The organism is Bradyrhizobium genomosp. III, from assembly GCF_000261705.1.
Lineage (GTDB): Bacteria > Pseudomonadota > Alphaproteobacteria > Rhizobiales > Xanthobacteraceae > Bradyrhizobium > Bradyrhizobium ottawaense.
In genome coordinates this window covers 1-13,698 of the sequence record NZ_AJQF01000373.1, presented here as the reverse complement: position 1 = coordinate 13,698, position 13,698 = coordinate 1, and the positions used below count along the sequence as shown (strand labels likewise).

16 protein-coding genes are annotated in these 13,698 nt (G+C 63.9%); 13 read left to right on the top strand and 3 right to left on the bottom strand.

All coding sequences use genetic code 11. The annotated features are described in order from the left end of the window. The 11 genes from IC66_RS0130045 (at nt 1) to IC66_RS0129995 (ending at nt 7,370) form a co-directional block, all read left to right on the top strand. Nucleotides 1–1,047: a flagellar hook-associated family protein gene (locus IC66_RS0130045; protein ID WP_038950149.1), complete on the top strand. Its 1,047-nt coding sequence runs from the start codon at nt 1–3 to the stop codon at nt 1,045–1,047. 55 nt (nt 1,048–1,102) lie between these two features. Then, a complete protein-coding gene (flaF, locus tag IC66_RS0130040) occupies nt 1,103–1,447 on the top strand; it encodes a flagellar biosynthesis regulator FlaF (protein WP_028145728.1) in 345 nt (114 codons plus the stop codon). Further along, nucleotides 1,447–1,857 carry a flagellar biosynthesis repressor FlbT gene (gene flbT, locus IC66_RS0130035; protein WP_038950148.1) on the top strand — a complete coding sequence of 137 codons (411 nt, stop codon included), beginning with the start codon at nt 1,447–1,449 and terminating at the stop codon, nt 1,855–1,857. Before flaF ends, flbT begins: the two co-directional genes overlap by 1 nt. Before the next feature lie 14 nt (nt 1,858–1,871). Further along, the gene (gene flgD, locus IC66_RS0130030; protein WP_018318461.1) at nt 1,872–2,294 is read left to right on the top strand and encodes a flagellar hook assembly protein FlgD; all 423 of its coding nucleotides are present in this window, start codon (nt 1,872–1,874) and stop codon (nt 2,292–2,294) included. Then, the gene (fliQ, locus tag IC66_RS0130025) at nt 2,291–2,557 is read left to right on the top strand and encodes a flagellar biosynthesis protein FliQ (protein WP_018318462.1); all 267 of its coding nucleotides are present in this window, start codon (nt 2,291–2,293) and stop codon (nt 2,555–2,557) included. Before flgD ends, fliQ begins: the two co-directional genes overlap by 4 nt. Nucleotides 2,558–2,632: 75 nt before the next feature. Then, nucleotides 2,633–4,714, top strand: a complete 2,082-nt coding sequence (gene flhA / locus IC66_RS0130020; RefSeq protein WP_028145727.1) for a flagellar biosynthesis protein FlhA — start codon at nt 2,633–2,635, stop codon at nt 4,712–4,714. Then, a complete protein-coding gene (fliR, locus tag IC66_RS0130015) occupies nt 4,711–5,463 on the top strand; it encodes a flagellar biosynthesis protein FliR (protein WP_038950147.1) in 753 nt (250 codons plus the stop codon). The genes flhA and fliR overlap by 4 nt, the downstream gene beginning before the upstream one ends. Nucleotides 5,464–5,470: 7 nt before the next feature. Further along, entirely contained in the window at nt 5,471–5,890 is a 420-nt protein-coding gene (locus IC66_RS0130010) for a hypothetical protein (protein ID WP_028145725.1), read from the top strand. Further along, nucleotides 5,887–6,360 carry a rod-binding protein gene (locus tag IC66_RS0130005; protein ID WP_028145724.1) on the top strand — a complete coding sequence of 158 codons (474 nt, stop codon included), beginning with the start codon at nt 5,887–5,889 and terminating at the stop codon, nt 6,358–6,360. The genes IC66_RS0130010 and IC66_RS0130005 overlap by 4 nt, the downstream gene beginning before the upstream one ends. A 42-nt stretch (nt 6,361–6,402) precedes the next feature. Beyond that, nucleotides 6,403–6,915 carry a hypothetical protein gene (locus IC66_RS0130000; RefSeq protein ID WP_038950146.1) on the top strand — a complete coding sequence of 171 codons (513 nt, stop codon included), beginning with the start codon at nt 6,403–6,405 and terminating at the stop codon, nt 6,913–6,915. Beyond that, complete coding sequence (locus IC66_RS0129995; RefSeq protein ID WP_028145722.1) at nt 6,912–7,370, top strand: hypothetical protein; 459 nt, start codon at nt 6,912–6,914, stop codon at nt 7,368–7,370. Before IC66_RS0130000 ends, IC66_RS0129995 begins: the two co-directional genes overlap by 4 nt. A gap of 303 nt (nt 7,371–7,673) precedes the next feature. On the opposite strand, the gene IC66_RS0129990 is transcribed toward IC66_RS0129995, so the two are convergent. Beyond that, nucleotides 7,674–8,444 carry a response regulator transcription factor gene (locus tag IC66_RS0129990; protein WP_038950144.1) on the bottom strand — a complete coding sequence of 257 codons (771 nt, stop codon included), beginning with the start codon at nt 8,442–8,444 and terminating at the stop codon, nt 7,674–7,676. A gap of 820 nt (nt 8,445–9,264) precedes the next feature. On the opposite strand from IC66_RS0129990, the gene IC66_RS0129985 reads away from it, so the two are divergent. Further along, on the top strand, nt 9,265–10,221 hold the full coding sequence (locus tag IC66_RS0129985; protein ID WP_028145720.1) for a hypothetical protein: 957 nt from the start codon (nt 9,265–9,267) through the stop codon (nt 10,219–10,221). 14 nt (nt 10,222–10,235) lie between these two features. Here IC66_RS0129985 and IC66_RS0129980 read toward each other — a convergent pair whose 3' ends face one another. Beyond that, on the bottom strand, nt 10,236–10,814 hold the full coding sequence (locus IC66_RS0129980) for a MarR family winged helix-turn-helix transcriptional regulator (protein ID WP_028145719.1): 579 nt from the start codon (nt 10,812–10,814) through the stop codon (nt 10,236–10,238). Between the two features lie 729 nt (nt 10,815–11,543). Between IC66_RS0129980 and IC66_RS0129975 the strand changes: the two genes are divergently transcribed. Next, nucleotides 11,544–12,431 (top strand): dienelactone hydrolase family protein, encoded by an 888-nt coding sequence (locus tag IC66_RS0129975; RefSeq protein ID WP_038950143.1) that lies wholly within the window; start codon nt 11,544–11,546, stop codon nt 12,429–12,431. A gap of 63 nt (nt 12,432–12,494) precedes the next feature. On the opposite strand, the gene IC66_RS0129970 is transcribed toward IC66_RS0129975, so the two are convergent. Further along, nucleotides 12,495–13,698 (bottom strand): serine hydrolase domain-containing protein (locus IC66_RS0129970; protein ID WP_038950142.1); only part of this gene is annotated, 1,204 nt, incomplete at its 5' end.

The window sequence follows — 13,698 nt, the reverse complement described above, 5'->3', positions numbered from 1 at the left end:
ATGATGAGCGCGAACTACATCTCGACCCTGATGCTGTCTTCATCGTTGAGGTCGTCGATCACGAACAACCAGAGCGCGCTGACCAAGGCCTCGAAGGAGGCGACCACCGGCCGTTTCGCCGATGTCGGCCTCGAGCTCGGCACGGGAACGGGCCGCGACGTGGCGCTGCGCGCCGATTTCAACTTCGCCGACCAGCTCGTCGACACCAACGAGCTGGTTTCGGGGCGCCTCGATGTGACCCAGAACCGGATCACGCAGCTCGGCAAGACCGCGTCGGAATTCCTCAAGAACCTGATCGCGGCCCGCGACGCCGACAGCGGCGCGAAGATCATCCTGCCGAGCGCGTCCGCGAACCTTCAGGACGTCATCGGCGCGCTCAACGTTTCCTACAACGGGTCGTATCTGTTCGGCGGGATCGATACGCAGACCGTGCCGGTCACGAACTACACGGCCGGCTCTGCCAGCAAGAACCAGGTCGATGCGGACTTCCTGGCGACGTTCGGCTTCTCGCAGGCTGCGGCCGGTGTGAGCACCATCACTCCGGCGCAAATGCAGAATTTCCTCGACAACACCCTCGACCCCGAGTTCGCGAGCCCGGCCTGGAACGCCAACTGGTCGTCGGCCACGGATCAGACGCTGTCGAGCCGCATCTCCACGACCGAAGTTGTCGACAGCTCGGTCAGCGCCAACCAGCCCGGCTTCCGCAAGCTGGCCGAGGCCTACACCATGCTCACTGATCTCGGGAACACGAGCCTCAGCAAGGACACGTTTCAGGTCGTCGTCGACAAGGCCATCAGCCTGGTCAGCGGCGCGATCAACGATCTCGCCGTGCTCGGCGGGACCGTCGGCTCGATCCAGCAACGGGTCACCGGCGCGACCGAGAAGCTGAAGATCCAGAAGGACATCCTCAACGACCAGATCGTCAAGCTGGAGGCGGTCGACCCGACCGAGGCCTCGGTCCGCGTCAACACCCTGCAGACCCAGATCAAGACGGCGCTCGCGCTGACCTCGCAGCTCCAGCAGATCAGCCTCATCAACTATCTCTAGAGCCGAGGCTCGCAACCTCGTCCTGTTACCCGGTCTCCTGCGCAGAGTGATGCTGATGACGTTTGAAGCCTATGAATCGGTCGTCGACGAGAGCGGTTACGAGGCGCGGGGCCGCGAGCGGCAGGCGCTCAGCCTCGGCATCGACCGGCTCGAACGGATTCAGCGAGGCGTGTTCCGCCTCGAGGATCTGGTCGAGAGCCTGCTCTATGTGCGGCGCCTGTGGACGATCTTCATTGAGGATCTCTCGCACCCCGAGAACGGGCTTCCGGACAAGCTGCGCGCCGACATCATCTCGATCGGCCTGTGGGTCGTCAAGGAGGCCGATCGTCTTCGCGAGGAGAGGTCGAACGACGTGATGCAGCTCATCGAAATCAACCGCCTGATCCGAGACGCTCTTTGATGAAGATCTCCTTGCGGGCGGGCGAACGGATCTACATCAACGGCGCGGTGCTGCGCGTGGACCGCAAGGTCTCCGTCGAGCTCGTCAACGACGTGATGTTCCTGCTCGAAGGGCAGGTCATGCAGGCGTCCGACGCCACCACGGCGCTGCGGCAGCTCTACTTCATCGTCCAGCTCATGCTGATGAACCCGACCGACATCCGCGACGCCGCGGCACTCTACGCCCAGCATCACGCGGCCCTGTGCGCCGTGTGCGAGAGCCGGGAGATGCTGGACGGACTGGGCGCGGTCGACGAGCTGGTCGAGGCGACCCGCTACTTCGAGGCGCTCAAGCGGATCCGGGCCCTGTTCCCGGTCGAGCAGGCCATCCTGGCCTGCGCCATCACCGAGTCCCCATTCCAGGCTGCCTGACAGCGGAGAGGTACATGAACGTCAACAGTGCGACCGACAGCACGAGCAAGTCGTCCAGTTCGACCGGCTCCACCAATTCGACCTCGAGCAACAGCGTCGACTACAACACGTTTCTTCAGCTTCTCGTCGCCGAGATGAAGAACCAGGATCCGACCAATCCGATGGATACCTCGCAATATATGAGCCAGTTCGCGCAGCTCTCGACGGTCGAGCAGGCCATGCAGACCAACTCGAAGCTGGATGCGCTGCTGTCCTCGCAGTCGTTGTCGCAGGCCAACGGCCTGATCGGGAAAACCGTCAGCTTCACAGACGCCACCGGCGCCAGCTTCAGCGGCAAGGTCGTCTCGGTCTCCATCAACGCCGACGGCTCCATCGCGACCCTCGAGAACGGCACCAAGGTCGCGGTCGGGCCGGGACTCACGATCAGCCAGTCATGAACGAACGCGACGCTCTCGACATCGTCCAGGCGGCGATCTGGACCATCATCGTCGCCTCCGGGCCCGCGGTCGGCGCCGCGATGCTGGTCGGCACCATCATCGCGCTGATCCAGGCCCTGACCCAGATCCAGGAGGTGACGCTGACCTTCGTTCCGAAGATCATCGTCATCCTCCTGGTCGTTGCCGTCTCCGGCTCCTTCATCGGCGCGCATCTCTCGACCTTCACCGAGATGGTCTATTCGCGGATCGAGCGCGGCTTCTGACCCGCGCGGCCTCGGCCACCATCCCCGCGTAAGCTTTGCGGGGCAGATTAGGGGTGGACCCTCTGCCGGTGACCCATGGCCGATACGTTAGCTGCTAGCCTGCCGACCCCACGACGATTGGGGGCCGACGCCTTTTTCGCCGGCGGCATCGTGGCCATGCTCACGATCCTGTTCCTGCCGATCCCGCCGATCCTGATCGATCTCGGCCTCGCGTTCTCGATCGCGCTGTCGGCGCTGATCCTGATGGTCGCGCTGTGGATCCAGCGACCGCTCGACTTCTCCGCCTTCCCGACCGTGCTGCTGATCGCGACCATCCTGCGGCTGGCGCTGAACGTCGCGACCACCCGCCTGATCCTGTCGCGCGGGGGGGAGGGCGAGCAGGCTGCCGGCCACGTCGTCGCCGGCTTCTCCAAGTTCGTCATGGGCGGCGACTTCGTCATCGGCCTGATCATCTTCGCCATCCTGGTCACCGTGAATTTCGTCGTGATCACCAAGGGTGCGACGCGTATCGCCGAAGTCGGCGCGCGTTTCACCCTCGACGCCATCCCCGGCAAGCAGATGGCGATCGATGCCGATCTGTCGGCGGGCCTGATCGACGACAAGGAAGCCCAGCGCCGGCGCCGCGAGCTCGAAGAAGAAAGCGCGTTCTTCGGTGCCATGGACGGTGCCTCGAAGTTCGTTCGGGGCGATGCCATCGCCGGCCTGCTCATCACCGCGATCAACATTTTCGGCGGCATCATCATCGGCGTCACCCATCACGGGCTGACGCTGTCGCGCGCCGCCGACGTCTACACGAAGCTCTCCGTCGGCGACGGTCTGGTGTCGCAGATGCCGGCACTCATCGTGTCGCTGTCGGCCGGCCTGCTGGTCTCCAAGGGCGGCACGAGAGGATCGGCCGAGCAGGCCGTGCTGCGCCAGCTCGGCGGCTATCCCCGCGCTGTGTCGGCCGCCGCGCTGATGATGTTCGTGCTCGCCTTGATGCCGGGGCTGCCGTTGGCGCCCTTCGTGCTTCTCGGCGGCGTCATGGCCTTCGTCGGCTACACCTTGCCGAGGCGGCAGGCGGCGCGGGAGCGGAAGGAAGATGTGCGCAAGGCCGACGAGCGCGCCCAGGCTGAGGCCAAGGAATCCGTCAAGGACCAGCTCAAGACCGCCGAGATCGAACTTGCGCTCGGCGGCCATCTTTCGGTCCATCTGCTGGGCTCGCGCACCGAGCTGGCCCACCGCGTCGCCAAGATCCGCAAGAAGTTCGCCAAGCAGTACGGCTTCGTCATTCCCGAGATCAAGCTCAGCGACAATCTGTCGATCGACCCCAAGGGCTACCAGATCCGGATCCACGACACCCGCGTCGCCCATGGCGAGCTCCGGCTCGGCGAGGTGCTGGTGCTGGTCGACAAGGACGGCAAGCCCGACGTGCCCGGCGAAGAGGTGGTCGAACCCGCTTTCGGCATGAAGGCGCTGTGGGTGACGGAAGCCTTCACGGACGAAGTCAAGCGGCAGGGCTGCAAGCCGGTCGACAATCTGTCGGTGCTGCTCACGCATTTGAGCGAGGTGCTCCGGGCGAACCTCGCCCAGCTCCTGTCCTACAAGGACATGCGCGCGCTGCTCGACCGGCTCGATCCCGAGTACAAGCGCCTCGTCGAGGATCTCTGCCCGTCGCAGATCTCCTATTCCGGCCTGCTGGCGATCCTGAAGATACTGCTGGCCGAGCGGGTCTCCATCCGCAATCTTCACCTCATCCTCGAGGCGATCGCCGAGATCGCGCCTCACGTGCGGCGCTCCGAGCAGGTCGCGGAGCACGTGCGGACCCGGCTTGCCCAGCAGATCTGCGGCGATCTCTCCGACAACGGCGTGCTCAACGTCGTCCGTCTCGGCAACCGCTGGGACCTCGCCTTCCACCAGAGCCTGAAGCGCGACGCCAAGGGCGACGTCGTCGAGTTCGACGCCGATCCGCGCCTGATCGAGCAGTTCGCGACCGAAGCCAGCGCCGCGATCCGCAAGTTCACCGAGAACGGCACCAGCGTGGTGCTGGCGGTGACGCCGGAAGCCCGGCCCTATGTCCGGATGATCCTGGAGCGGGTGTTCCCGACCTTGCCGATCCTGTCGCATGTCGAAGTCGCGCGCAGCGCCGAGATCCGGGCGCTCGGAGCCGTGTCGTGATCAGCGGCCTTGCCGACAGCGTGCTGGTGACGTTCATTGTGTTCTGCCGTATCGGCGCCTGCCTGATGCTGGTGCCCGGCTTTTCCAGCGTCAACGTTCCGGCACAGGTCCGCCTGTTCGTCGCGCTCGTCACGACGTTCGCGCTGACGCCGATCCTGATCGCGGTGCTGAAGCCGCTCACGGACAACGCCGCGCCGCTGACGCTGGCGCTCCTGATCTGCTCCGAGCTCGTGGTCGGCAGCGTCATCGGGCTCGGCGGGCGGGTGTTCTTTCTCGCGCTCCAGACCATGGCGACGGTGATGGCGAGCGCGATCGGGCTCAGCAACATCCCGGGAACGCCGGTCGCCGACAGCGATCCGGCGCCGGCGCTGGTGCCGCTGATCATGGTGTCCGTCACCACGCTGTTCTTCATGACCGACCAGCATTGGCAGGTCCTGCGTGGGCTGATGAACTCCTACGACGTCTGGCGTCCCGGGAGCCGGCTCGGCGGCGGCATGGCACTCGACCTGCTCGTCGGCCGCCTGTCGGAAGCGTTCGTGCTGACGCTGCGGGTCGCCAGCCCGTTCATCGTCTATTCGGTGATCGTCAACCTGGCGGTCAGCCTGATCAACAAGCTGACGCCGGCAATTCCAGTCTATTTCATCTCCGTACCCTTCGTGCTATTCGGCGGCTTCCTGCTGCTCTACCTCACGAGCGACGAGCTGCTGACGCAATTCATGCTCGGCCTCTCGTCCTGGCTGGCGGAGTGAGCCTGTGATGACGTCGCGCGCGGACAAGCTCGGCCGGATGGTGTCGCTGGTGAAGCTCCAGCTCCGGTTGTCCGAATGGCAGCTCGCGCAGCTGCGGCAGCAGGAGCGAAGCCTGCAGGACGAGCAGGAATGGCTGGTGGGAGCCCTGAACGATGGCAAGCCGCCGGCGGGATCGTCGAGCGAATCGATCGCGCGGCGCTTGAACAGGACGAGCGTCGGTGCGCGCGAGATCCGGACGCAGGCCGCGCAGCAGCTCGACCAGGTCCGCGCCGAGAGCCGCCGCGTGAAGCAGCTCGAGCAGGTCGCGAAGGCGGCGCTGGCCGACAAGCTCCGTGACGCCGAGAAGCGCTCCCTCGAGGAGATGACGGGAATAAGCCCAGCCGTGCGCGCGTGGACGCCACGGCCAGCCAATCGGAACAAGCCATGATCGTGACCGCGACGCCCGACCTCGTTCTCGACGTCCTCGAGGCCGCCGATCCCGTGACCCAGCGCGCGGCGACCGCGAAACTCGATGCGCTGAAATCCTCCGATGCCGACTTCGCCGCAACGATGGACGCGGAGGCCGGCAAGGCGGCAGCTGCCGAGCAGTCCGCGACGAAGGTCTCCGAGGCGTCGTCGGATGCGGTGAATGGGGCCCCGGTGCGGATGATCAAGGCGCCGGCGTCGGGCGAGGTGTACCGGAAGTTCGAAGCTTTCATCCTCCAGACCTTCGTCGAGACGATGTTGCCGAAGGAATCCGAGCAGGTCTTTGGCAAGGGCACGGCCGGCGGCGTCTGGAAATCGATGCTGGCGGAGCAGCTTGGCAGCCAGCTGGCAAAGGGCAACGGCATTGGCATCGCCAAGCAGCTGGCCGCCGCCAATCCGGCGGGGCCGAACGGTGCCGGCAAGGCCGGATGATGATCCGCGAACGGGTGACAGAAGTTGAAGGGTGAATTTCCTATGCAGGCACAAGACAGCGCGGCGGCCATGGTGATCGAGCAGCCGGTCGTGGACACCGGGGTGATGACGGCGGAAGCAGCAGAAGCCGATGCGCTGCTGCCGGTGCTGCTGCCGATCATGAGCGGCGAGGCCGTGGTCGACGGCGCGGATGCGGCGAGATTGGATGAAGTGCGGGGCCTGCTGGCAGCGATCCGCCGGCTCGAGAGCATCGTCGAGGAGGAGACGGTCGCGCTCACGACGCGTCAGAAGATCGATTTCGACGACTTCAGCGCGCGGAAGAGCCGGAGCATGCTCGAATTCGTCCGCCTGATGCGGGCGCGGATGCATCTCGGCGGCGACGTCGAGGTCACCGACGAGATTCAGCGGCTGCGCGAGAAGCTCGAGCGGAATCGCTCGATCCTCGAAATGCACTACGACGCGGTGCGCGAGATCGCGGGCATCATCGTCAAGGCGATCAAGGAGGCCGAGTCGGACGGCACCTATACCGGCCGCGCAGCGCAGGACGGAAAATGATCAGACTGGTGCTGGCCGGGCTCTGGGTATGCATCCTCACCGCGGGCACGAGCTATGGCGTGGCCTATTGGAAGGAGAACGGCAGCCTGCTGCCGGCGAAGGACGAATATCTCGACGGGCTGCAATACCAGAAGACCAGGGCTTTGAGCGTGCCCATGGTCGAGAACGGCAATGTGCAGGGCTATATCGTCGCGCGCTTCGTCTACACCGTGGAGGCGCGGACGATGCACCAGCTCAACGTTCCGCCGGAGCCGTTCGTCGTCGACGAGGCCTTTCGCAGGATCTATGCCGACGACCGTCTCGACTTCAGGAAGCTCGCCCGCTACGACCTCTCCATCCTGACGGCCGCCATCAAGCAGCGCGTCAACGAGCGGATGCAGGCTGACGTCGTCCAGGACGTCCTGGTCGAGGATTTCAATTACGTCTCCAGGGAAGAATTCCAGCAGAAGCCGTAGAGCGCGGGCTGAATAGGCGCAGCTGGTTCGTCACAAAGACGTCGTCATGCCCGGGCTTGTCCCGGGCATCCACGTTCTTGGTCCGGCGTAGCAACCCGTGGATGGCCCAAGCCCGGCCATGACGACGTGGATAGTCTTGCGCCCAATAGCTCCGATGGGATTGCCTCTTCACAAGAGGAAAACGCACCTCCATCGAGGCGCTATAGGGGGCTCATCCCACATCTCCCGCCGCCGAAAATGCAACGGCCTCTGCGATGGTGCTTCGCAGAGGCCGTTGTCTGTTCGTGGCAGGCTTGTGCCGTGTCAGTTGCCGACCGGATAGGCGGCCGGGACGGCATGCGCCCTGTTCAGGATGATGCCGACCTCGTCGAGCTCCTGCATCGGCACGTCGAGGGTGTCGCCGGCAGGGATGTCGAGGCGGTATCCGACGTAACGCCGGGCCACGATCGCGTCGAAGCCGAGGCGGTCGCGGAGTTTCTTGCGCAGCTTGCTGACGTGGCTCTCGATCACGCTCTCGTCGAAGGTGGACTCGAAGATGCCGTAGACCGCGTTGAAGATCTGCGTCTTGGTGATCCACTTGCCGTGATTGCTGACCATATATTCGAGAATGCGCAGTTCGCGGCGGGGCAGCGTGAGGGCGTGGCCCGCGATCTCGGGGTCACGGCCGTTGAAGAAGACCTGGATCCTGCTCTCGCAGGGCCTCGGCAGCTCGCCCACCCGGCGGCGCGCGATCGCGGCCGTTCGGGCAAGGATCTCGCGCAGGTGGATCGGTACGTGCACGACGTCGTCGACACCCGATTCGAACAGCTCCAGCGTGTTCTTGAGCATCTTCTGGCCGCTCATGGCGATGATGGGAGCCGAGGAACGCTTGCGCATCGCCCGCGGCAGGCTTCCGCGGGCATCGCAATCCCCGAGGAGGAAGGCGTCCACCGCTGCCAGATCCGATTCACTCGCGGATTGCAGCCAGTCCCAGAATTCCCCGGAGGAGAAGCCGATCGACGATACGCCTTCGCGAACGAGCCCTCCGACATAGCTGTTCGCGACGCTCTCGCGATCATCAACGATAATATACATCAGTCTTTCGCCCCTGTTTCGCACCTGTCGCGGCCGGATGGTTGTTGTGATGCCCGGCTCGGCAACGATGCTGTTTGACGACATTTCTTCCCGCGAACCGTTGTTATGGTTTCGATATTCGCGGGCAGCCCTACGCATTCAGTGCCTGCGTCTCGCAGGCCTGGTACTTCAACTCGATACTGAACGCTTACTGCGTGAGGCCCGGCGGGTGTCTTACGGATCACCTCGCGGGGCGGATTGAGAAACGACCTAGAACAGTTGCGCCAAGTTGCTCATCGCGTCCGAACGCCACTGAATCTGTGTCGATCTCCTCGCCAACTGGCGAGAATCACTTGAGTAGGACCGTAACAATTGCCGATTTCCGATCAAGCGTGCGAAACAAAGCGATTGCTACGTGTGCTTGATGCTGTTGGTTTGTTTCGGGTTGTTTCTTGATATATTCAAACGCATCAGTTGATTTGGAAACTAAACTAGTTCTGCATCGTGATGGGTCTAAGGTTCCGCATCCCCGTACAATCACAGCTATTTTAGGTGGTGGGGTGGATCAGGCATATCGAGGGGTTTTCAACCCGGGATTGACTCTCATGGGCGTGTTTCGCCGTGCGACAATTCGACTCACGTGTGGCGGCGAGACTCCAGCTTGGCGAAATCTTGGCGAGTGTGTGTCTTTCGAGTCGCACTCTCGCCACGTCCATGACGCGATTGACTCATGTGACGTCGCATCGCGCGCGATGGAAAAGTTTTCGATGCGCACGTTTCAGGCAAGCTTCGGCAAATAACGTCATCGTTCGACAGATCGAACCGAACGGAGCATTTTCACATGTTGTCCGATGGACAAGCTCGTCCCAACGCGACCACTGATGTTTCCGCAACGACGAAGCCGGCTCCCGAAGCACGCGATACGAAGGACGATACGGCGCGAGCGCCCAGGCCTGCCGCGGGCCCAAAGCGAGCGTCGGCCGCGGCAAGTGATGAAGCTCTGGCGAAGGAGGCACTCGAGGGGCTGAAACGTATTCGGGCCAAGGCGCGTCTCGACAAGATGGCGATCCCCAAGCCCGCGCCGACCGTGATCAAGCCGGCCGTGATCGTCGCCAAGCCCCCGCCGCCCCGTCCGACATGGGTTGCGCCGCTCGCGACATTGGCGGTCGCCGCCATGTTGGTGGTCTGCGCCTGCACCGGCGTGATCGCCTATCTCACCACGCAGCCCGCCCAGAACAACGTTGCAGCCAATACGGAGATCAGGAATCTGCGCGAGACCGTCGCGCATCTGCGCAAGCAGGTGTCGGGCGTGTCGGAAAATCTCGATGGCCTGCGCACCGCGGTGGATCAGTCGAGCAAGGCGACCAATGACCGTTTCGGCAGGTTCGCCGAGAATTTGGACCGTATCGAGCGGGTGAGCTCGTCCTCGACGGTGAAGCTCGACAAGCTCGCCCAAGCGCAGGTTCAGACGCCGGCTCCGGCGCCGGCCATGGTGCAATCGCAGCCCTCGCCACAGCAAGGATCGATGATGGCCTCGGTCGCAGCGCCCGAGTTCACGGGCTCGGTGTCTCCGTCCGAGCGCGCGCCGGCGCCGCGGAAGGTGATCAAGGGTTGGTCGGTCCGCCAGGCCTATGAAGGCATTGCGATCCTGCAGGGTCCGAACGGCGTCATCGAGGCCGTGCTGGGACAGCAGGTGCCGGGTCTTGGCCGCATCGAGGAGATCAGGAGCGAGAACGGGCGCCTGGTGGTGGAGGCGAGCGGCGGTGTCATCTATTCGTCACGTAAGGCGACGCCCTGATCGAGGGCTGTCCTCTATTGGCGGTGATGCTCGAAGCTGGTGCATAGCAGATCGACCTCCGCCTCCGCGATCGGCGAGCGGAACAGACGGCAGCTGAACTCGGCCGCTGCCTTGCTGTCGTTGGTGGTGCGCTCCTCCCGGAGGAAGATGCATCGTTTGCAAACGTCGGTGTGGTGCCGCTGCTCGGCCGCGTCCGACTGATCCAGCACGTGCCTGAAGGTGTCGCGGAAGCGGATCTTGACCTCCTCGTCGAGGACGGCAATCGCCTCGACCAGAACGCTGACGGGGTCGCGCACCAGGAACTTCTTGCCCTGCTGCGTCACGCTCAGCATCACCGAGCGCTTGTCGGTGGCCGAGCGTTTTCGCTCGATATAGCCCAGCCGCTCGAGCTCCCCGATGATGAACGAGGCGGTGCCGCGCGTGGTGCCGACGTAACTCGCGAGCGCCGAAGGCGTCCGGGAAAAACGGTTGGCGCGGGAAAGGAAGCGCAGCGCCATCCACTCGCGGTCGCGCAAGCCGTGCTTGGTGCCTTCGAACCACAGGATTCGTGCGACCTGCTCCAACAGTTCAATCGATTCGCGAGCCAAATTCATTTCAATTCCAGATCGGATAAAGCTTTATTCAATTGAGCCTTGGGGTGCGCAATCTGTGTGGACGAGAATGAAGTCCTCGCGTGACCCTTCGTCCGTTGCCGGACGGCGGACCGCGTGGGGAAGAAGCTCTCTGTTGCAGAGATGGAACTTCCGGCCGTGGAACTAGGGCGTCACAAAGAAAGTTCGAGTAAATCGCACGGCTCAAGTCCTCCGAAAATTTCAATCAAATGACGACGGCTCGCGCGTGATTGACGGTGATGTGTCCGATGCGCAAGCAACATGATGTGTCATTGTGGCCACTGCGGTGCCCATTTGTTGCGGGTGAGCGTCTCGAAGGCGCACACATGCGCATCACCTGCAGCAGTTGGCGGTGCGGCCGGCCGCGGGAGAACCCTCTTTTTCAGTTAATGGATGTTGCGATGCAGTGCAGCTAGGCGGTTAAGTCCGGCACACGAGCGAAGCGAATGTCAGAGTGCCGTTGGGAGTCGAAACAGTCAGCGTTGTTCAACGTCCTGCAGCGTTGGCAGCCACGGTCGGCTCCTGCGTGGCGCAATCGTCGAACTTTGGCGCGATGAGCCCGATGCCCGAGATTGCGCCGGTGCAGAAACCGCACGGTCTGGCCTGAAAGCGCGCGTGCTCGCAGGCTGGTGATTTGCATCTCGCCGGCAACTATTGGCGAATGCGTCGCCCCCCGGGATACCAGCATAGGCAGCAGCAAGGGATAGATCGATGAGCTTCGAAACTACCATGGCATCCGACGTCGTCGGGTTGACGAAAGTCGCCCCGGTCTCTCGCCGCGGGTTCATGAGCGCCACCGCGGCCGTCGCCGCCGGCTACACGCTTGCGGCCGGGCCCGTGCGCGCCGAGGCGATCACGACCGACACCAATGGTCTTCAGGTCAGTGACGCCAGGATCAAGGTCGGCTCCGAAGAGATGCCCGTCTATTTCGCCCGTCCCGCCGGCAACACCAAGGCGCCGGTGATCATCGTGGCGATGGAGATTTTCGGCCTGCACGAATATATCAAGGACGTGACGCGGCGCCTCGCCAAGCTTGGCGCGTTCGCAATCGCGCCCGACTATTACTTCCGCAAAGGCATCGATCTGACCAAGGTCGCCGAGGTCAAGGATCTGCTCCCGGTGGTCAATGCCAAGCCCGACGCGGAGCTGCTGTCCGATCTGGACGCGGTGGCGGCCTGGGCTGGATCGCAAGGCGGCGACACTGCAAAGCTCGGCATCATCGGCTTCTGCCGTGGCGGGCGCACCGTCTGGGAATATGCCGCCCATAGCAGCACGCTCAAGGCCGGCGTCGCCTTCTACGGCACCTTGGTCGACCCCGAAAATCCGCTGCTGCCGAAGAGCCCGATGCAGCTCGCCCCCGAGATGAAGGCGCCGGTGCTCGGCCTCTATGGGGGCGCCGACACCGGCATTCCCGTCGCCCAGGTCGAGCAGATGAAGGCCGCGCTCGAGCAGAACAAGAAGACGGCCGAATTCAAGATCTACCCCGAAGCGCCGCACGGCTTCCATGCCGACTACCGCGGCAGCTACCGCAAGGACGCCGCGGAAGATGCCTGGAAGCAGGCGCAGGCCTGGTTCAAGAAGTACGGCGTGTTGAGCTGACGCTGGGTCAAAACAAAAGGGCGGCCCGATCGGCCGCCCTTTTTCTTTCAGTGCGTGCCGATCTCACTTCGCCATCGCACCATAGACGATGTCCTGAACCTGCTCGCGATAATACTTCCTGAGTTCGCCGGGCGCAGCCGTTCCCACCACGACCACGAGACGCTCCTTCGGGTCGCAGAAGAACTGCGTTCCGTAGGCACCGTTCCAGGTGAACTCGCCGGGATTGCCGGGGACAGACGACAGCCCTTCGCTGGTGCGAACCGCGACCGAAAGGCCGAAGCCGAAGCCGCCGCGATGCGGCTCGACATTGGCCACGTTGTTCTTGATCTCGGGGCCAAGGTGGTTGGTCGTCATGTGATGCACGGTCTTCGGACCCAGGATGCGCTGGCCGTCGAGCTCGCCGCCGTTGAGCAGCATCTGCCCGAAGCGGGCGTAGTCGCCGACCGTCGCGAACGAGCAGGCGCCGCCGCAGTCGAACTTGGTCGGGGTGTCGAGCAGCTTGATCGCCTGCGGCTTGCCCGTCAGCGGATCGTTGGCAAACGGGCGGGCGAGGCGAGGGCGTTGCGCGTCGGTCGGGTGGAAGGTCGCGTCCTTCATGCCGAGCGGCTGCCAGACATTGGCGGCGAGATACTCGCCGAGCTTCTGCTCGCTCACCTTCTCGACGACGGCGCCGAGCACGTCGATCGAGAAGCCGTATTCGAACTCGGTCGAGGGCTGATGCGCCAGCGGCAGTTTGGTGATGCGGTCGATGAACGCCTGGGTGTCACCTTCGATCGCGGGCGCGACGCCGTCAGGATATTGCCGGGCCACCGGGCTCGAACTGTCGGGCCGGCCGCCATACATCAATCCGGAGGTGTGCCGGTAGAGATCGTGGATGAAGATCGGCGAGGCCTGCGGCTCCAGCTTGAGCGAACCGTTGGCCTCGGTCACGCCGATTTTCATGTCGGAAAAGCCGGGATAGTAATCGGACAGCTTGGCCTGGAGCGGCAGCCGTCCCTGCTCCATCAGCGTCAGGCCCGCGACCGCTGCCATCGGCTTGGTCATCGAGGCCAGCGCGAAGATCGCATCGATCGGCATCGGCGTGCCCTTGTCCGGATCCAGCATGCCGTAAGCCTTGTAGTGCACGAGCTTGCCGTCGCGCGCGATGGCGACGACCGCGCCGGGGACGCGCTTGGCGGCGATCTCGCGAGCGAAGAAATTGTCGAGGCGTGCAAGGCCCTGACTGGAGAAGCCGACATCGTCGGGTTTGGCTTCGGGCAGCGGCGCG